This window comes from Streptomyces sp. NPDC088354 (assembly GCF_044753585.1).
Lineage (GTDB): Bacteria > Actinomycetota > Actinomycetes > Streptomycetales > Streptomycetaceae > Actinacidiphila.
In genome coordinates this window covers 30077-47728 of sequence record NZ_JBIVNJ010000017.1, presented here as the reverse complement: position 1 = coordinate 47728, position 17652 = coordinate 30077, and the positions used below count along the sequence as shown (strand labels likewise).

At 73.3% G+C, this 17652-nt stretch carries 21 protein-coding genes; 7 read left to right on the top strand and 14 right to left on the bottom strand.

What is annotated here, in order from left to right:
• Positions 1–62: 62 nt before the first annotated feature.
• The 4 genes from ACIP98_RS23890 to ACIP98_RS23875 are packed head-to-tail and all read right to left on the bottom strand — an operon-like array spanning position 63 to position 3490.
• A complete protein-coding gene (locus ACIP98_RS23890) occupies positions 63–1037 on the bottom strand; it encodes a hypothetical protein (protein ID WP_401977845.1) in 975 nt (324 codons plus the stop codon).
• Positions 1034–1918 carry a hypothetical protein gene (locus ACIP98_RS23885; RefSeq protein WP_319663495.1) on the bottom strand — a complete coding sequence of 295 codons (885 nt, stop codon included), beginning with the start codon at positions 1916–1918 and terminating at the stop codon, positions 1034–1036. Before ACIP98_RS23885 ends, ACIP98_RS23890 begins: the two co-directional genes overlap by 4 nt.
• Positions 1915–2748, bottom strand: a complete 834-nt coding sequence (locus tag ACIP98_RS23880) for a hypothetical protein (RefSeq protein ID WP_401977843.1) — start codon at positions 2746–2748, stop codon at positions 1915–1917. The genes ACIP98_RS23885 and ACIP98_RS23880 overlap by 4 nt, the downstream gene beginning before the upstream one ends.
• A 28-nt stretch (positions 2749–2776) precedes the next feature.
• Positions 2777–3490, bottom strand: coding sequence for a hypothetical protein (locus ACIP98_RS23875; protein WP_401977842.1), 714 nt, complete (start codon positions 3488–3490; stop codon positions 2777–2779).
• 161 nt (positions 3491–3651) lie between these two features.
• Between ACIP98_RS23875 and ACIP98_RS23870 the strand changes: the two genes are divergently transcribed.
• Entirely contained in the window at positions 3652–4014 is a 363-nt protein-coding gene (locus tag ACIP98_RS23870) for a DsrE family protein (RefSeq protein WP_319663492.1), read from the top strand.
• Between the two features lie 8 nt (positions 4015–4022).
• On the opposite strand, the gene ACIP98_RS23865 is transcribed toward ACIP98_RS23870, so the two are convergent.
• The 8 genes from ACIP98_RS23865 to ACIP98_RS23830 all read right to left on the bottom strand — a co-directional run bounded on the left by ACIP98_RS23865 (position 4023) and on the right by ACIP98_RS23830 (position 8989).
• Entirely contained in the window at positions 4023–4292 is a 270-nt protein-coding gene (locus ACIP98_RS23865) for a DUF3099 domain-containing protein (RefSeq protein ID WP_319663490.1), read from the bottom strand.
• A 76-nt stretch (positions 4293–4368) separates the two neighbouring features.
• Entirely contained in the window at positions 4369–4659 is a 291-nt protein-coding gene (locus ACIP98_RS23860; protein WP_319663489.1) for a DUF1416 domain-containing protein, read from the bottom strand.
• A gap of 46 nt (positions 4660–4705) precedes the next feature.
• Positions 4706–5551, bottom strand: a complete 846-nt coding sequence (locus tag ACIP98_RS23855; RefSeq protein ID WP_319663488.1) for a sulfurtransferase — start codon at positions 5549–5551, stop codon at positions 4706–4708.
• A 150-nt stretch (positions 5552–5701) separates the two neighbouring features.
• The gene (locus ACIP98_RS23850; protein ID WP_389255642.1) at positions 5702–5782 is read right to left on the bottom strand and encodes a putative leader peptide; all 81 of its coding nucleotides are present in this window, start codon (positions 5780–5782) and stop codon (positions 5702–5704) included.
• 160 nt (positions 5783–5942) lie between these two features.
• Positions 5943–6656: a DUF2993 domain-containing protein gene (locus ACIP98_RS23845; protein WP_319663487.1), complete on the bottom strand. Its 714-nt coding sequence runs from the start codon at positions 6654–6656 to the stop codon at positions 5943–5945.
• A 96-nt stretch (positions 6657–6752) separates the two neighbouring features.
• Positions 6753–7658, bottom strand: a complete 906-nt coding sequence (locus ACIP98_RS23840) for a hypothetical protein (RefSeq protein ID WP_401977840.1) — start codon at positions 7656–7658, stop codon at positions 6753–6755.
• A 4-nt stretch (positions 7659–7662) separates the two neighbouring features.
• Positions 7663–7926 carry a MoaD/ThiS family protein gene (locus tag ACIP98_RS23835; protein ID WP_319663486.1) on the bottom strand — a complete coding sequence of 88 codons (264 nt, stop codon included), beginning with the start codon at positions 7924–7926 and terminating at the stop codon, positions 7663–7665.
• 238 nt (positions 7927–8164) lie between these two features.
• A complete protein-coding gene (locus ACIP98_RS23830; protein ID WP_319663484.1) occupies positions 8165–8989 on the bottom strand; it encodes an alpha/beta fold hydrolase in 825 nt (274 codons plus the stop codon).
• 191 nt (positions 8990–9180) lie between these two features.
• On the opposite strand from ACIP98_RS23830, the gene ACIP98_RS23825 reads away from it, so the two are divergent.
• The 6 genes from ACIP98_RS23825 to ACIP98_RS23800 all read left to right on the top strand — a co-directional run bounded on the left by ACIP98_RS23825 (position 9181) and on the right by ACIP98_RS23800 (position 14709).
• Positions 9181–9948 (top strand): response regulator transcription factor, encoded by a 768-nt coding sequence (locus ACIP98_RS23825; protein ID WP_319663483.1) that lies wholly within the window; start codon positions 9181–9183, stop codon positions 9946–9948.
• A 66-nt stretch (positions 9949–10014) separates the two neighbouring features.
• Positions 10015–11037: a LacI family DNA-binding transcriptional regulator gene (locus ACIP98_RS23820; RefSeq protein ID WP_319663482.1), complete on the top strand. Its 1023-nt coding sequence runs from the start codon at positions 10015–10017 to the stop codon at positions 11035–11037.
• Between the two features lie 156 nt (positions 11038–11193).
• On the top strand, positions 11194–12255 hold the full coding sequence (locus ACIP98_RS23815; RefSeq protein ID WP_401977838.1) for a S1C family serine protease: 1062 nt from the start codon (positions 11194–11196) through the stop codon (positions 12253–12255).
• A gap of 28 nt (positions 12256–12283) precedes the next feature.
• Positions 12284–12469, top strand: coding sequence for a hypothetical protein (locus tag ACIP98_RS23810; protein WP_319663480.1), 186 nt, complete (start codon positions 12284–12286; stop codon positions 12467–12469).
• Between the two features lie 84 nt (positions 12470–12553).
• Complete coding sequence (locus ACIP98_RS23805; protein WP_319663479.1) at positions 12554–13291, top strand: response regulator transcription factor; 738 nt, start codon at positions 12554–12556, stop codon at positions 13289–13291.
• The gene (locus ACIP98_RS23800) at positions 13291–14709 is read left to right on the top strand and encodes a HAMP domain-containing sensor histidine kinase (RefSeq protein ID WP_319663478.1); all 1419 of its coding nucleotides are present in this window, start codon (positions 13291–13293) and stop codon (positions 14707–14709) included. The genes ACIP98_RS23805 and ACIP98_RS23800 overlap by 1 nt, the downstream gene beginning before the upstream one ends.
• A gap of 28 nt (positions 14710–14737) precedes the next feature.
• On the opposite strand, the gene ACIP98_RS23795 is transcribed toward ACIP98_RS23800, so the two are convergent.
• Complete coding sequence (locus ACIP98_RS23795; RefSeq protein ID WP_401977836.1) at positions 14738–16525, bottom strand: ricin-type beta-trefoil lectin domain protein; 1788 nt, start codon at positions 16523–16525, stop codon at positions 14738–14740.
• 149 nt (positions 16526–16674) lie between these two features.
• A complete protein-coding gene (locus tag ACIP98_RS23790) occupies positions 16675–17601 on the bottom strand; it encodes a RimK family alpha-L-glutamate ligase (RefSeq protein ID WP_319663475.1) in 927 nt (308 codons plus the stop codon).
• Positions 17602–17652 lie beyond the last annotated feature (51 nt).

The window sequence follows — 17652 nt, the reverse complement described above, 5'->3', positions numbered from 1 at the left end:
CGGTACGGGCGCGATGCGCTGAGGTCGGCCCCCGCGCACCGCGCCCGTGGGGCGCAACCCGGTCAGCCGAGCAGCTGCGACTGCAGCAGCACGGTCTGGTGGAACGGGACGGCCGGCTGCGTCCCGGCCTTGCTCATGGCGATGACGGCGATGGTGTCCCCGGAGACGATGAACGCGGATCGCACGTGCTCGCGGCCGCGCGGCTTGTCCTCGGAGTACGTGCTGACACTCATGTCTCCCGGGAAGGTCATCCCGCGCTTCCAGTCCTGGTCCAAGACCTTGATCGGCGCGCCGGAGAGTTCCGCGATCGTCGTCATGTCGAAGCGGCCCTCCTCCGCGTACGGCGCGCTGATGAACTGCAGAAGGTAGATCTCCGTCCTCGTACCGTCCGGCATGTCCCACGCACGGGCGGCGATGTGCCGCAAGCCCGCCTGCGGCAGACGCTCGGCCAGGCCCTTGCGGTCGGCTTCCTCGAACGCGTCGATGAAGCGTGCGGTGGGCAGCCAGCCGTCCTTGCCGTCGAACGACCTGTCGACCTTCGCCCCGCGGGCGGCGGGGAGCAGCAGCGCACGCAGGTCGGCGTAGTGGACGCCCCCGGGATTGCCGTCGCCTGCGTACGCCCGCGGCGCACCCGCGGGCAGCTTGGGCAGCCTGAGCGCGGGGTACGTCCAGCGCCCGTCGTCCGGTGTCTCCAGGCCCGGGACGTCGGTGCGCCGCGGCAGCGTGACCGCGTACGCGGTGGCCCCGCCGAGCACGGCGAACACCAGCACGGCCGAGGTCCAGCGCAGTGCGGCCCGCAACCGGCGCCGGTCCCGCGGTGGCGGGACCGGGGCGGGCGCGCCGGGATCCGCCGAGAGCACGGGGTCCTGAACGGCTACAGGGTGCGCCGGGGCCCCCGGGGCGTCGACCGGCCCAGGGATCGCCGCGACCCCGGTCACAGCGGCCCCGGGCTCCTCCGCCGCCACCGACTCCGCCGTACCACCCACGCCCGCGAGCGCGGGCGCCGGCGCGGGCGGGGCTGTCTGCTGGTCGCTCATGCTGCCTCTCCGGGGTCCTGGATACGGTCGAGCTGGTGGGCGAGCACCTCGGCCGCGGCCTTCTTGTCGAGGGGGGCCACACCGGAGACCGACATCGTCACCAGGAGGTCCCCCTCCGTGGCCTGGCACTCCATGAAGTCCAGGTCGGCACCCGGCTTCTTGGGCGGCAGGACGCAGCGCGCCTTGTCGTGGCCCGCGATCGACGGACCGTTGCGGAAGACGCCCAGTGCCTTGGTGAAGTCGGTGAAGAACTCGGTACCCGCGCGTGCGGCCTGCTTGTTCTTCATCTGGACGATCCGGATCTCGATGAGCATCTCGTGGTCATCCGTGGCGTAGCTCCGCATGCCGATGCCCTGGATCCGCAAGCGATCGACCGCCTTGAGCGCGGCGTCCCGGCTCTTCTTCGGCAGGTCGCGGTAGCCCTCCGTCATCGCGGACACGGCCTGCTTGTCGGCCAGCTCGACATCGTTGCCGTACGGGGCCATGTCGGGGCCGGGTGCGTAGCCGGCGGGCATGGGCAGCAGGAGCTTGCCCAGCGCGCCGTAGTGGCTGCCGCCGGACTGCACGCCGTAGCTGCCGGTCTTCTGCGGCTCCGGGGCCTTCCACGGCTTCGCCGTGGTCTTGCCGTCGTCGTGCTGCTGGTGCTTGAGCATTGCGAACCCGATGCCGCCGCCTCCGAGCACGGCCACGAGGGCGGCCGCGACGCCGAGTGCGAGCCCCCTTCGGCTCGTGCGGCTCGGGGCCTCGGGAGCGGGCTCCGCGACGGCGGCGGCCCCGGAAACCGGCTCCTCCTGGGGGACCTGCACCGGCTCCTGCTGCCCCTGCACCGCCACGGGCTCCGTTGCGGGCTCCTCGACGGGAGTCGTCTTCTCGTCGCTCACAGCCGCTCCAACTGCCGCTCGGCCAGGGACATGATCGTCGACCCGGGGATCGGGTGCGCCGAGGTGACCCAGATCAGCATCTCGATGTTCGCCTTCCGGGCGACGGCTGCCGACTTGTACAACGGGAGGTAGCCGGCCTTGCGGATCGGCTTGGAGTAGACGAACGCCTTGCCGTCGACCGAGCCGGGGATCTCTCGGCCGTCGTTGCCCGCCTCGTCCTTGCCGCCCGTGAACGCGATCTGGCCCGTCGCGTTGCTTTCCGTGGCGGTGAACGCCAGGTCGCGGTACTGGACGAGCCGGATCTCCACCGAGCTGTCGCGGGTCTCCCAGGTGGTGGTGGCGGCCCGACGGAAGCCGTCGCCCAAGATGTCGCTGAAGCCGTACTTCGCGCTCTCGTAGGTGTCCGCGAACTCGGCCGGCGCCAGCCAGCCGTCGATGCCGGGCGGCACACGCCAGTCCTTGGCGCCCTTGGGCCGCTTCAGCAGCAGCTTGCGCAGGTCGCCGTCGTACGTCACGAGGGTGTCCTCGGCCGCGGTGAGTGGCTTCGCCTTCGGCGCGGCGCCCTTGGGCTGCACGAGCGCCCGCTGGGTGAGCGGGGGAAGCGGGGTCTCGGGGCGGTCGTACTGGATCGCGTAGCCGGTGCCGGCGCCCGCGGCGACACCGAGAACGGCGGCGGCGAGGACGAGCAGCGTGGTGCGGCCGCGGCGGCGGGGTGGGCGGGCCGCGGGGAGCGTCTCCGGAACAGCCGCGGCGGGTGTCTCCGCGGCGGCCTCCGGGGGTGCTTCCGGAGCAGGCGGTGCCTGCTCCGGGACAGGGTTGTCCTGGGACAAGGGGTTCTCCACGAAGAGGTCCGAAGGCTCAGCGGCCGGTCGCGAGGCGCTGGTACTGCTGGTCGAGCAGCCGCTTGAGCAGGTCGCGGCCGGGCAGCTTCTCGCCGGTCACGGTGATGCTGATGTGCACGTCCCCCTGGTGGGACAGCGCGGCCACCGCGTCGGTGCTCTCGGCGGAGCCGGAGGACAGGCGGTAGGCCTTGGCGGGGTGGGTGCTGCCGATCGTCAGGGCAGGCGAGTCCAGGGAGAAGTCGTCGTAGTAGCCGGAGGCGCCGGCGGCCGAGCCGAAGCGCAGCAGCTCGACGGAGATCTCGTACTCCCCGTCGGCGGTCAGGTAGGTGCGCTGGGCGCCCTTCTTGAAGCCGTAGCGGCTCAGCGCCCGCTTGATGTCGCCGCTGACGCCGACCTCGTCACGCGTGACGGAGGTGCCCGCCTCGTCGCCGTAGATCTCGGCGTCCTTGGGCGGCGTGAGCAGGAACCAGCGCAGGTCTCCGCTGTGCGCACCGTCGTGGACGGAACCGGTGACGGTGCTGGAGGGAGAGGGCGAGGCGCCGGGTCCGGAGGTCCCCGTGGGGTCCGGCGTGGGCGACGGTGCCGCCGGCGCCGAGGTCGTCGGCGCCGTCGGCGCCGTCGTCGACGGCACGGCGGCCGCCGAGGTCCCCGACGACGACGATCCGATGGCGACCACGGCCCCCGCCGTGAGCGTCGCCAGGACGACCAGTCCGACGACCACGACGATCATCGCACCGGTCCGTGCGTTCGTACGCGCTTCCACAAGCCCCCCCGGGCAGACACACAGCGCTCGTGCGCGATCTGCGGGCGAGGCCAACCGCATTATGTCGATCTTCGGCAAGCGCTTCACACTTTTTTCGCTGTGAGACCGGCCACCTTAGGCTGTGGACCATGGCGAAGAAACTGGTGATCAAGGTGACGGCGGGCGCCGACGCGCCCGAGCGGTGCTCGCAGGCGTTCACGGTGGCGGCGGTGGCCGTGGCGAGCGGCGTGGAGGTCTCGTTGTGGCTGACCGGTGAGTCCGCGTGGTTCGCACTGCCCGGGAAGGCCGCCGAGTTCGAGCTGCCGCACTCCGCGCCGCTGCCCGACCTGATCGAGGGGATCTTGGCCGGCGGGCGGATCACCTTGTGCACGCAGTGCGCGGCCCGGCGGGACATCGCGGAGAAGGACGTGCTGGAGGGCGTGCGGATCGCGGGGGCGCAGGTCTTCGTGAGCGAGGCGATGGCCGACGGGGTGCAGGCGCTCGTGTACTGATCCGGGCGTCAGCGCTGGTCGCGGTGGTCGTCGCGGCGGTCCAGCTCACGCCACCACTCGTCGGACTTGGGGTCGCCGGTCTCGTCCCACCAGTGGTCGTCGGGACCCCTGCGGTTGGCCACGATGGCCGCGACCGGCGGGATCAGCATCGCGACGACGCACATGGCCACGGCCGCCGGGACCGACCACAGGCGCACCACACTCCACGCCAGGACGAAAAGCAGGACACACCCGCTCATCATGGCGAAGTACCAGCGCCGCCGACGCCTTGTGGACACCCTTCCAAAGTACGTCGCGAAGGGCCGCACCCCCACTCGGGTGGTGGTGCGGCCCTTCGCCGATTCCGGCCGTGGGTCAGACGGCGATGGCCACCTCGGTGAGGTTGCCCTGCTGGGCGACGACCGAGCGGTCCACCGTCGCGCCCGGTACGAGGGCGCGCAGCGTCCACGAGCCCGGGGCCGCGAAGAAGCGGAACTGCCCGGTCGCGGAGGTGGGAACCTCGGCGGTGAACTCGCCACCGCCGTCCAGCAGGCGCACGTAGCCGGCGACGGGCTCACCGTCGCGGGTCACGGAACCCTGGATGATCGTCTCCTTCGCCACGTCGACGCCGGCCAGGTCGGGGCCGCCGGCCTTCGCTCCGCACATGGTGTCTTCCTTCGGGTCGGGGGTCGGGCGGGTCGGGGGTCTGGCGTTACTTGGCCGGGCCGAGCTCGATCGGCACGCCCACGAGGGAGCCGTACTCGGTCCAGGAGCCGTCGTAGTTCTTCACGTTCGGCTGGTCGAGCAGCTCGTGCAGGACGAACCAGGTGAGCGAGGAGCGCTCACCGATGCGGCACAGCGCGATGGTGTCCTTCGCGAGGTCGACGCCCTCGTCCTCGTAGAGGGCCTTGAGCTCGTCGTCGGACTTGAAGGTGCCGTCGTCGTTGGCGTTCTTCGACCACGGGATGTTGCGCGAGGTCGGGATGTGGCCCGGCTTCTGCGACTGCTCCTGCGGGAGGTGGGCCGGGGCGAGGAGCTTGCCGGAGAACTCGTCGGGCGAACGGACGTCGACCAGGTTGAGGTTGCCGATCGCGGCGACGACCTCGTCGCGGAAGGCGCGGATCGAGCTGTCCTGGGCCTTGGCCTTGTACTGGGTCGCCGGGCGGGCCGGGACCTCGGAGCCGTCGACCAGGTCGCGGGAGTCCAGCTCCCACTTCTTGCGGCCGCCGTCGAGCAGCTTGACGCCCTCGTGGCCGTAGAGCTTGAAGTACCAGTAGGCGTACGCCGCGAACCAGTTGTTGTTGCCGCCGTAGAGGACGACGGTGTCGTCGTTGGCGATGCCCTTGGCCGACAGCAGCTCCTCGAAGCCCGCCTGGTCGACGAAGTCGCGGCGCACCGGGTCCTGGAGGTCCTTCTTCCAGTCGATGCGGACGGCGTTCTTGATGTGGTTCTTGTCGTAGGCCGACGTGTCCTCGTCGACCTCGACGATGACCACCTTCGGGTCGTCGATGTGGGCCTGGACCCAGTCGGCGTCCACCAGGACGTCACTGCGGCTCATTGCTGATCTCCTCCGGGGCAGTAGCGGATGTCTCGGCACACGGACGGGTGCGCACGGGGGCCGGGCTGCGCTGCACGGGCGCGTCGCGGCGATGCGCGGAGCGGGGAAGGTGGGGCCGGGAGTGCGGCGCCGTCGACGGCGCGAAAGCCCCTACGGCAGGCGACAGAGCATGGCGGCGACACGGCACAGGTCGACTGCCCGCCGCTTCGTGAGATCCGCCTGTCGCTTCATGTGCTCGATCGTAGGGAAGGGAGTGCGCGGTGTCACCGCCGGTCCGTATCACGAGATGAGATTGTCCACATGGCGGGACGGAAACGGGGCGCCCGGTCCCGCCGGACGGAGCCGGGACCCGGCACCCCGCGCGAAGGACTGCGGAGCGGACGCCGTCGTCTCAGTTGGCGAGCACGACCTTGGTGCCGGTCGCCTCGACGGTGATGCCCTCGGGCGTCGCGGTCACCGACTTCAGCTCGATGCCCTGCGGCAGCCCGGCCAGCGCGCGCGTGAAGTCGATCCGCTGGCGGAGCAGGTCGCCCACCTCGGAGGGCAGGGCGTCCAGGCCGGGGATCTCGCCGGCCGTCAGTTTGATGCTGTTCTTGGCGGTGACGCTGATCTCGCTCACCACGCTGCGCTGGATGTCGCCGATCGGCGTCGAGATGTCCGCGCTGACCTTCACCCGGCCCTTGCCGTCGGCGTCGGTGCCGCCGTAGGCGACCTTCACCCCGCTCGGCGCGGCCTTGCTCAGGTCCTCGTAGCTGAGGGTGGCGGATCCGGTCGCGGTGTCGGCCACGGCGCTGGAGAAGCCGTTCGACATGCGCACGCCGTGCAGCTCGGCCTGGAAGCGGTCGACCCGCAGCGTCTGGCCGCCGGTGCCGGTCGCCTCGATGCCGTCCGCCGTCACCTCCACGTCGTCGAGCTTCTCGCCCAGCACCTGCGTCAGGAACGGGAAGCCCTTGATGTCGATCTCGGGCTTCGAGGTCAGGCCCTGGGTCTGCTGGACCCGGTCGGCGGCCTTGGACTCCGCGAGGTGCACCGCGATGCGGTCGACCGCCACGAAGAGGGCGCCGAATATCACGACGAGGATGAGCAGAATCCGTAGTGCACGCATGAGGTGTCCCCCGCAGTGATGTTCACGTTTCCGTCGGTGGCTTCCGGCACTGTCCGGCACTCACGTGTGCCGGTGCCGCCGCCCGACCCTAGCGGGTCAGCCCAGCAGCGCCCTGGCCATCACGTAGACGGCAGGCGCCGCCGCGGTGAGCGGCAGTGCCACGCCGGCGGTGAAGTGCACGAACCGGGACGGGAAGTCGTAGCTCGCCACCCGCAGGCCGATCAGCGCGCACACCCCGGCGACCAGCGCGATCACCGCCCCGTCCGCCGTCTCCAGGCGGCCGAGCGCGATCCCGCTGCCCGTGGCGGCGGCGAGTGCGACCAGCACCGACACCACGGCCGGCAGCGGCAGGGCGCGCGCCAGGGCCGCCACGGCCACCGCGACGACGGCGGTCACCACCGCGTCCTTGCCCGCCGGGACGGCGGTGGCCGCGAGGAAGCCGGTGGCCAGCACGGTGATCAGCGTCGAGGCGGCGGTCGCGGTGAGCGAGGAGAGCCGTTCCTCGGGCGTCCCGTGGTGACGCAGGTGCATGACGAGCACGAACAGCAGCCACACACCGAGCGTGCCGACGATGACGGCGGGGGCGTTCCCGGCCCCGTCCACCAGCACCGCGACCTCGGCCGTCACCCCCGCCAGGAACGCCAGCGCGATGCCCTGCCGGGCGGGCCACATCCCGTTCAGCCGGAACCAGCCGGCCGCGGTCACCGCCTGCAGCAGCACGGCCGCGGCGGCCAGCGCCGGGCGGCCCAGCAGGGCGCCGCCCGCCAGCAGCAGCGCGAGGGCCGCGGTCACGGCGGCGGGCTGCATGCCGGGCGCGATGATCGGGGACCCGGTGCGCTCTACGGGGGTGCGGCCGGCCTGGCGGCGCCGGGCGGCCCGCCCGCCGGGGGCCGGGGCAGCGGCGTCCTCGTCGCCGACCGGCGGGAGGACGGCCGTGCTGTCGTGGGTGTGCGCCGGCATGGGCCCGGGGCCCGGGGCGTACCAGTCGTGGTGGTCGGTCACGCGCTCATCCTCCCGCGAACGGCGGGAGCACCTCGACCGTGCCGCCGTCGGCCAGCTCGATCCCGGAGTGGTCCCGGGTGCCGACGGGGTTCCCGTCGACCAGGAACGAACAGTTGGACAGCACCCGGGCGAACTCGGGGCGCGCCGCGTGGCGTTCGCGCGCGGCGGCCAGCGCCTCGGCGAGCGTGCCCTCGCGGTACGGCTCCTCCGCGGCGCCGGCGGCGGCCTTGGCCGCGGCCCAGTACCGGATCGTGCCGTGTGCCGCCATGGCGGCTCCTTCCCCTTGCCCTCGCGGGTCCTGCCGCCGTCCATGATGACGCAGTGCCGCGCGGCGGCGGCGCCGCGGGTCGCCGCTGGGCCCTTTCGTCACATTGGCGCCGGCCGCCCGGCGGGCGGGCACCGCGGTGCCCCCGGCTGCCGCTGATCAGTGCCCCCAGGTGCGGTGCGTCGCACGACGGAGAGTCGTCCGGGCGCTGCGGGGTGGGGGCACCTCCCAGCGACAGGGCCTAGGAGACGCGGGCCGCCGCCCAGGCGGCGATGCGGCGCAGGAGCTCCTCCGGTGCGGCGTTCTCCGCGTGGCCGAAGCCGGGCTCGATCCACAGTTCGGCCGCGTCGCCTGCCGCCTCCGCCAGCGAGCGGGGGTGGTCGAGCGGGAAGTAGCCGTCGCGGTCGCCGTGGACGACCAGGAGCGGGGTGGGCGGGATGAAGGGCACCGCCTCCACCGGGGGGACGGGGACGGGGTTCCAGTCCCGGTGGTGGATGCGGGTGCCGAGCAGGCCGCGGGAGAGCAGCCGTCCGGCGGGCCGGGTGATGGCCCAGTGCACCCGCCGCATGGGCGCCGTGCCGCGGTAGTACCAGCGCGCGGGCGAGCTCACCGAGACGACGGCATCAATGTGCGCCCCCTCGTGCGCCGTTGTGCGCCCCGCGTGTCGCAGTACCACCGAGCCGCCCATGGAGAAGCCGACCGACACGACGCGCCGGTGCCCCGCACGGCGCGCCCAGCGCACGGCCGCGTCGAGGTCGAGGACCTCGCGGTCGCCCACCGTGGAGCGGCCGCCGGAGCGCCCGTGGCCGCGGAAGGAGAAGGTGACGACGCCGCCGACCCCGTCCACCTGTCCGAAGATCTCCGCCGCGCGGCGCACCGCGGGCCGCTCCAGCGCGCCGGTGAAGCCGTGCGCCACGACGATCGCGAAGCCGTCACGGGTCCCTCCCGGCGCGTACGCGGCGTCGATGCGCACGCCGTCCTCGGTCAACAGCACCGCACGCCGGCCACCGCGAGCGATCGGCGGGACACACGAACGCACAGCAGGGGGCTCACTTACCGACTCCATGTGGGCTATTCTCTTAGGTCAAGAGGATCCGGGCAGCGTCGCCCCCGGGTCCTTTCGTGCTTTCCGGACCGGCCCTGGCCGTTCCGGACGGCGCGTGTCGGCGCACGCACACGTCCTCGCCGGGACCGAGGAGGGTTCGCAATGGGCAAGCGGTACACGCATGACCGGACGATGAACGACGGGAGCGGCCGGTGAGCTCACTCCTCCTTCTGACCAACGCGCTCCAGCCGAGCACCGAAGTGCTCCCGGCACTGGGGCTGCTGCTGCACAGCGTCCGGGTGGCCCCCGCTGAGGGGCCGGCGCTGGTGGACACCCCCGGCGCCGACGTGATCCTGATCGACGGCCGGCGCGACCTCCCGCAGGTCCGCTCGCTGTGCCAGCTGCTGCGCTCCACCGGGCCGGGCTGCCCGCTGGTCCTGGTGGTCACCGAGGGCGGGCTGGCCGCCGTGACGGCCGACTGGGGCATCGACGACGTCCTGCTGGACACCGCGGGCCCCGCCGAGGTCGAGGCCCGGCTGCGGCTGGCGATGGGCCGCCAGCAGATCACCGTCGACGACGGCCCGGCGGAGATCCGCAACGGCGACCTGTCGGTCGACGAGGCCACCTACAGCGCCAAGCTCAAGGGCCGGGTCCTGGACCTGACCTTCAAGGAGTTCGAGCTGCTGAAGTACCTCGCCCAGCACCCCGGCCGGGTCTTCACCCGGGCCCAGCTCCTGCAGGAGGTCTGGGGCTACGACTACTTCGGCGGCACGCGCACGGTCGACGTCCATGTCCGGCGGCTGCGGGCGAAGCTCGGCCCCGAGCACGACGCGCTGATCGGCACGGTCCGCAACGTCGGCTACCGCTTCGTCACCCCCGAGAAGGGCGACCGGCCGGCGGACGAACCGTCCGCTGCCCAGGCCCCGCACGGGGAACCCGAGTCCGCCGAGGCGGCCGCCGTGGCCGCTCGCAACGCCTGATCACACGCGGGTCACGGCTGTGAGCAGACAGTGGGATGCGCGGGTGTACCCGCGTAGACTCGGCCCGTGGCAAAGGTGACGCGGGACGATGTGGCCAGGCTTGCGGGGACGTCGACCGCGGTCGTCAGCTACGTCATCAACAACGGACCACGGCCGGTGGCACCGGCCACGCGCGAGCGTGTGCAGGCGGCCATCAAACAGCTCGGTTACCGCCCGGACCGGGTGGCCCAGGCGATGGCCAGCCGCCGGACCGACCTGATAGGCCTCATCGTGCCGGACGCCCGGCAGCCGTTCTTCGCGGAGATGGCGCACGCCGTGGAACGGGCGGCCGCCGAGCGCGGCAAGATGGTGCTGGTCGGCAACTCCGACTACCTGGACGAGCGCGAGGTCCACTACCTGCGGGCCTTCCTCGGCATGCGGGTGTCCGGGCTGATCCTGATCTCGCAGGGACCGAGCGAGCACGCCGCCATCGAGATAGACGCCTGGGACGCGCGGGTCGTGCTGCTCCACCGGCGGCCGGAGGCGATCGACGACGTCGCGGTCGTGACGGACGACGTCGGCGGGGCCCAGCTGGCGACACGGCACCTGCTGGAGCACGGCCACGAGTACGTCGCCTGCCTCGGCGGCACCGAGATCACCCCGAAGTCCGGCGACCCCGTCACCGACCACGTCGAGGGCTGGCGGCGCGCGATGCAGGAGGCCGGGCGGAGCGTCGAGGGCCGGCTGTTCTCGGCCCCGTACAACCGCTACGACGCCTACAAGGTCGGCCTGGAGCTGCTGGCCAGGCCGGGCAGGCCGACGGCGATCATCTGCGCGACGGACGACCAGGCCATCGGGCTGCTGCGTGCCGCGCGCGAGCTGCGGATCGACGTGCCCGGCGAGCTGGCCGTGGCCGGCTTCGACGACGTCAAGGAGGCCGGGCTGACCGATCCGCCGCTGACCACGGTCGCCTCGGACCGCGAGGCGATGGCGCGGGCGGCGGTGGACCTGGTGCTGGACGACGGGCTGCGGGTCTCCGGATCGCGGCGGGAGCGGCTGCGGCAGTTCCCCTCCCGGCTGGTCGTGCGGCGCAGCTGCGGCTGCCACTGACGCGTTCCCGCAGGTCGGCGCGCACACAGCCGGGTCGGTTCCCGGCGGACGGCGCTGACCTGCGGGTTCCTTTCTTATATCGGGCATACCGAACTCTGCCCCGGTTCTCAGGGCACGCTCAGGGAGCTCTCATGTTCGGGGCGCACAGTCGTTGTCATGAACGAGAACTCCTCCCGCGACAGCGGCGCAGACGAGCACCGGAACGGTCCCGCGGCCTACCCGCCGCCCCCGCCCTATGAGCCGCAGGCGCCCGCGTACGGGACGCACCAGCCCCCGTACGGCGCGCCCGCACCGGCGGAGCCCGCCGCCCGGCGCGAGTCCCGGCGGACGGTGCCGCTGGTGGCCACCGTGGCTCTGGTCTCGGCGCTGGTCGGGGGTGGGACGGCGGCCCTGATCGGTAACGCGACGGCCTCGCAGACCGCCACGACCTCGACCCGGGTGGTCGGCGCCAGCGCAACGGGCACCAGCAGCGTCGCCTCCGTCGCCGCGGCCGTGAGCCCGAGCATCGTGGAGGTCAGCGCCACCTCCTCCGGCGGCCGGTCGACCGGCTCTGGCGTGATCGTCACCAGTGGCGGCGAGATCGTCACCAACAACCACGTCATCTCCGGCGCGGACACCGTCAAGGTCCGCTTCAGCTCCGGGAAGACCGCCACCGCGAAGGTGGTCGGCACCGACAGCGCCAAGGACCTGGCCCTGCTCAGGGCCGAGGACGTCAGCGGCCTGACCCCGGCGTCGCTCGGCGACTCCCGCCAGGTCGCGGTCGGCGACGAGGTCGTGGCCATCGGTTCCCCGGAGGGTCTGACCGGCACGGTCACCAGCGGCATCGTCTCCGCGCTCGACCGCAACGTCACGGTCGCCGCCGACGAGGGCCAGGGCCAGGGCCAGAGCCGAGGCCAGCGGCAGGGCCGCGGCTACGGCGGCGGCGACAGCCCGTGGCCGTTCCAGTTCGGCGGCGGCCAGTACAACGGCGACGTCGGCTCGTCCACGACCACCTACAAGGCGATCCAGACCGACGCCTCGCTCAACCCTGGCAACTCCGGTGGCGCCCTGATCAACATGAACGGCGAGATCATCGGCATCAACTCGGCCATGTACTCGGCCAGTTCGTCCTCGGCCGGCGACAGCACCGCCGGCAGCATCGGCCTCGGGTTCGCGATCCCGGTCAACACCGTCAAGGCCGACCTCGACACCCTGCGCAACGGCGGCAGCGACAGCTGACCGCTCCCTCCCGAAGGGACGGACCGTCATGAACGTCATCCTCAGCACCGCCCTGCACCCCGCCGGTGTCCCCGCCGGCCCCGCGGACCTCGCGCTGATCCACTTCCCGGCCCAGGCGCCGCGGGAGCCCGAGATCGCCGCCAACCGCCGGTACGCCCGCCGGTACGCCCGCCGCTCGCGCGCCGCGCACCGTCTGGCCCTCGTGCAAGGCTAGGAAGGCAGCAGCACCGCCGCACCGCATCCCCCGTCCCCGACGACCCCCCGTCCCCGACGACTCCCTGCACGAGGTGGAAGACCCATGAGCCCCGGCGAGAACGGCGAGGCCCCGGCCCGCATCCTGATCGTGGACGACGAGCCCGCGGTCCGTGAGGCGCTGAAGCGGAGCCTCGCCTTCGAGGGCTACGAGACCGCCCTCGCCGAGGACGGCCTGGCCGCACTCGACCAGGTGGACGTCTACCGGCCGGACGCGATCGTCCTGGACGTGCTGATGCCGCGCATGGACGGCCTCACCACCGCCCGCCGCCTGCGGTCCAGCGGCACCACCACCCCGATCCTCATGCTCACCGCCCGCGACACGGTCGGCGACCGCGTCACCGGGCTGGACGCCGGGGCCGACGACTACCTCGTCAAGCCCTTCGAGCTCGACGAACTCCTCGCCCGGCTGCGGGCGCTGCTGCGGCGCAGCTCGTACGCCTCCGGACTGTCCGGCGGCGGCGCCGAGGAGAGCGGGCTGGCCTTCGGCGACCTGCGGATGGACACCGCCACCCGCGAGGTCACCCGGGCCGGGCAGCCGGTGGAGCTGACCCGCACCGAGTACACGCTGCTGGAGATGTTCCTCACCCACCCGCGGCAGGTGCTCACCCGGGAGCAGATCCTCAAGGCCGTGTGGGGCTTCGACTTCGAGCCGAGCTCCAACTCCCTGGACGTGTACGTCATGTACCTGCGCCGCAAGACCGAGGCCGGCGGCCTCCCCCGGCTCGTCCACACCGTCCGGGGTGTCGGTTACGTGCTGCGCAACGCGGAGGGCAAGGCCTGATGCGCCGGCTGGTGCGCTTCCGTTCCCTGCCGCTGCGGTCACGGCTGGCGATCCTGACGGCGGTGGCGGTCGCGGCGGCGGTGACCGCGAGTGCGCTGCTGTGCTGGTTCTTCGTGCGCGGGACCCTCATGAACTCGCTGGACAACTCGCTGCGCGACAACCGGATGCCCCCGCAGAGGGTCGTCGACCAGCTGCGCGCGGGGCTGTGCACGACCGAGCCGCCCGCCTCGGACGACCAGGCCCCCAACCCCTTCAACTCCACCGTCCAGGTCGTCTCGCGGACCGGCGCCAGCTGTGTCATCCAGGGCTCCCAGTCGCTGCACGTCACCTCGGCGGACACCGACGTGGCCAAGGGCACGCTGCGCGAGGCCCTGCACACGGTGACCGGCTCGGACGGCAACCAGTACCGCGCCGTGACGTTGCCGCTGCTCAACACCGACGGGGCCTACACGGTGGCCCGCCCGCTGGACGAGGTCACCCAGTCGCTCAACACCCTGGGCCTGGTCCTGCTGGCCGTCGGCGGCCTGGGGGTGATCGGCGCCAGCGTCGCCGGCCTCGCGGTCGCCCGCGCGGGACTGAAGCCGGTGGACCGGCTCACCCGGACCGTCGAGCACATCGCGCGCACCGAGGACCTCACCGTCCGCATCCCGGTGCACGGCGACGACGAGATCGCGCGCCTGTCGGCGTCCTTCAACGCGATGACGGCCGCCCTGTCCTCCTCCCAGGAGCTGCAGCAGCAGCTGATCGCCGACGCCGGCCACGAGCTGCGCACCCCGCTCACCTCGCTGCGCACCAACATCGAGTTGCTGGAACGCAGCGAGATGACCGGCAGGGCGCTGCCGCCGCAGGACCGGAAGGAGCTGCTCAGTTCGGTGAAGGCCCAGATGGGCGAGCTGGCGGCGCTCATCGGGGACCTCCAGGAGCTGTCCCGTCCGCAGGCGGTGCAGGGTGGCGGGCCGCTGCAGACCGTGGCCTTCCACGAGGCGGTGGAAGCCGCCCTGGAGCGGGCCCGGCTGCGCACCGGCCCGGACCTGAAGATCACCTCGGAGCTGGCGCCGTGGTACGTACGGGCCGAACCCGGCGCACTGGAGCGGGCCGTGATCAATCTGCTCGACAACGCGGTGAAGTTCAGCCCGCCGGCCGGGACGGTGGAAGTGGCCCTGCACGGCGGTGAGCTGACCGTCCGCGACCACGGCCCGGGCGTGCCGCCCGAGGACCTGCCGCACGTCTTCGAGCGCTTCTGGCGCTCCACGTCCGCGCGCAGCCTGCCGGGTTCGGGCCTCGGCCTGTCCATCGTGGCCCGCACCGTGGAGCAGGCGGACGGCACCGTGCGCCTGCAGCCCGCGAGCGGCGGCGGCACCACGGCGGTGGTCTACCTTCCGGGCGGGCCGATCCCGCCCGCCGGGGACGACGCCTGACCGGTCCTCGCCGGCCGGCGGGCCGTCGCTAGCCGGCCTGCCAGCGCTGGTCGGCGGCGTTGCCCGCCGGGACGAACGACAGTGTGGAGCCCGGCGCGTCACCGTCGGGGGCGGCGGCGACGCCGAGGTCGATCTGCGGGCGGATGCGGCCGAGACCGTCGACGAGGAAGAACAGGTTCTCGGCGTGCCGGCCGTCGGCGGACGAGCAGTTCCAGACGCCGAGCCCGCGGTCGGTGTCGCCGCGGGAGTCGAGGCAGTAGTCGGAGTCACCGCCGTTGCGCAGCACGCCCTGGGGCTCCACCCGCCACCGCTGCGCGGCCGAGTCGGGGTCGCAGCCGGCGAGGATGACATCCGAGCCGTTGGAGAAGTCCTCGTCGCGCACGTCCAGGCACAGACCGGAGTCGCCGTTCACGACCTGGGCGAAGCCGCTGCCGGGCGGCTTCGGCGCGGGCGGCTTCGGCGCGGGCGTCTTCGTGGGCACGGCCGGGATGCGGTACGACGCGGCCCCGCTCGGCGTCCGCGACGGGGACGGCGGCGCGGTGGTCCCGGTCGCGCCGGCCGTGGGCGGGCCGGTGACCGTGGCGGTCGCCGTGGCCGTCGCGGTCGCCGTCACGGTGACGGAGGCCGACGGGAGGACCGGCGGCGCCTGGCCGGCCTGACTGCCCGCCGGGGCGTCGTCGCCGGCGGCGTACACCAGGCCGGTGACGGCCGCGACGGCGGCGGAGGCCAGCACCAGCGTGATCAGCGGCGTCGGGTAGCGGCTGCGCAGCCGCACGAGCCGGGCGGGCCCGGCGAACCGGGTGAACCGGGTGAACCGGGAGAGGGGGCCGGGTCGCGGCCTGCGGCGGGAGACCGGCGCGGGTGCGGCCGGCCGCACGAGCCGGGTGAGCCAGGTGAGCGGGCCCGGTCGCGGCTTGCGGCGGGAGACCGGCGCGGGCGCGGCCGGCGGGGCGGGGGGCGGCGCGGGCGCGGCGAGCGCCGCGAGGTAGGCGGGCCCGGCCCAGGCCACCAGGGCCGTGCCGAGCAGGGGGCGCGGGTCGCGCTCCAGCACGATCAGGAACTCCAGGGCCTTGGCGCAGTCGGCGCACCCGGCGAGGTGCCGCTCCAGGTCCTCGTTCTGCCGCGCGTCGTCGCGGCGGGCGGCGGCGTCCAGGATGCGGCCGAAGCCCCGGCACGCCGGGTCCTCGCTGCGATCCAGATAGGTGCGCAGGTAGGACTCGCGGTACGCGTCCAGCGCCCGGGCCCCGAGGTCGGCCATCTCGGAGCGCCTCTCCCCGGTCCACAGCGCCGCGTCGGCCTCCGGCGTCCGCTCGACGACGGTGTGCCAGAGGATGCCCTGTGTGCTCTGCCGCAGGGCAGCGAAGGCGCCGAACAGGGCGGAGCCCTCGGCCAGTCGGTGCCGCGGGTGGACGGGCATGCCCGGCAGGCCGGGCGGGGCCGTCATGCCGTTGTCGCGGGCGCGGATCACGTCGATGAAGGCCGCGTACTCCTCGTTCAGCCGGACCCGCCGGCTGCCCGCGGCCCACACCGCGCCCGCCTGGTGGACGAGCATGAGCAGCCGGTGCCGCCACGCGCCCCGCGGGTCGACCCCTCGGTGCACCTCCTGCCAGGCCAACGCGAACGCCTGGGCCGCCAGTTGGCCGGCGGACTCCTCGTCACGGGCGCACAGCCGGGCGTAGCAGACCACGGCGGGCAGGTGACGGCGGCGCAGTTCCTCGGTCGCCGGGTAGGCGGTCGGCGCACCGGCCCGCACGCGCTCGGTGAGAGCGGCGTCGGACAACTCGTCGTAGACGGGCGCCTTGTGCGGTTGGGACACGGATGACCACCCGGACGCATTGATGGGCCTGGAGGGACGGGGGTGCCCATGGTGCGCCACAAGTTACTGTCGAGGAAAGTGTTTCCGGCGGTAACCGCCCGCCGCGGGACGGGCGAACGGGAAATCTCGTACGCACCGCTGCCGGGGTGTCACCCTGCGCTCGGCGCGCCGCCCGGCAGCCGCGCGGCGCACGCGGCGACGACGGCCGGCGCCACCTCGGCCATCGCCTCTCCCCAGCCCACGTTGGCGTTGACCTCGCACAGGACGAACTCCCCGTCCGGCGCGAAGAGCAGGTCCACTCCGGCCACGGCGAGCCCCAGCACCCCGGCGGCGCGCACGGCCAGCGCCTCGGCCCGGGGGTGGCGCCCGGGGCAGGGCGTCGCGGTGCCGCCCCGGGCGAGGTTGGAGGTGAGGCCGGTGCCGTCGCCAGTGCGGGTCTGGGCGGCCACGGCCCGGCCGTCGACGACCACCACGCGCAGGTCGCGGCCGTGGGAGTGCGCCACGTACTCCTGGAAGAGGTACGGCGTCTCGTGCCGCAGGCTGCCCTGGACGTCCCGCAGCATCGCGGTGTCCGGGGCGAGGAAGACCCGTCGTCCGCGGTGCCCGCGCACCGCCTTGACCACGCACGGCTGCGGCACCATGCCCGGGGCGTCGAGCACGGCCTCCAGCGGGGCGTCGGCGTAGCTGAGGGTGTCCGGCACCGGCAGCCCGGCGAGGGCGAGTTGCTGCAGCTGCCACACCTTGTTGACGCAGGCCATGACGGAGTCGATGGGGTTGACCAGGACCGCGCCCAACGCCTCCAGATGGCGCAGCAGCGTGATCTCGCGATCGGCGCCCAGGCCCGGCGACATCATGCGGGCGAACACGACCCGGGGGGCCGCGACGGGCCGGCCGTCCAGACCGTGCAGCGACAGCCGGCCCGTACGGACGCCGAGCAGCAGGTCGGCGGTGCGGACGACGGCGCAGCGCGGCCCGAACTCCTCGGCGAAGGCGGCCCGGAGGCGCCTGACGACCGGGCTCTCCTCGACGCCGTGGCCGAGCAGCAGCCACACGTCCGCGCGGGGTGCTCCGGTCACGGTGTCAGCATCCCCGCGCCGGGGCCCTCCCCGTCGGGGGCGCGCCGTCCG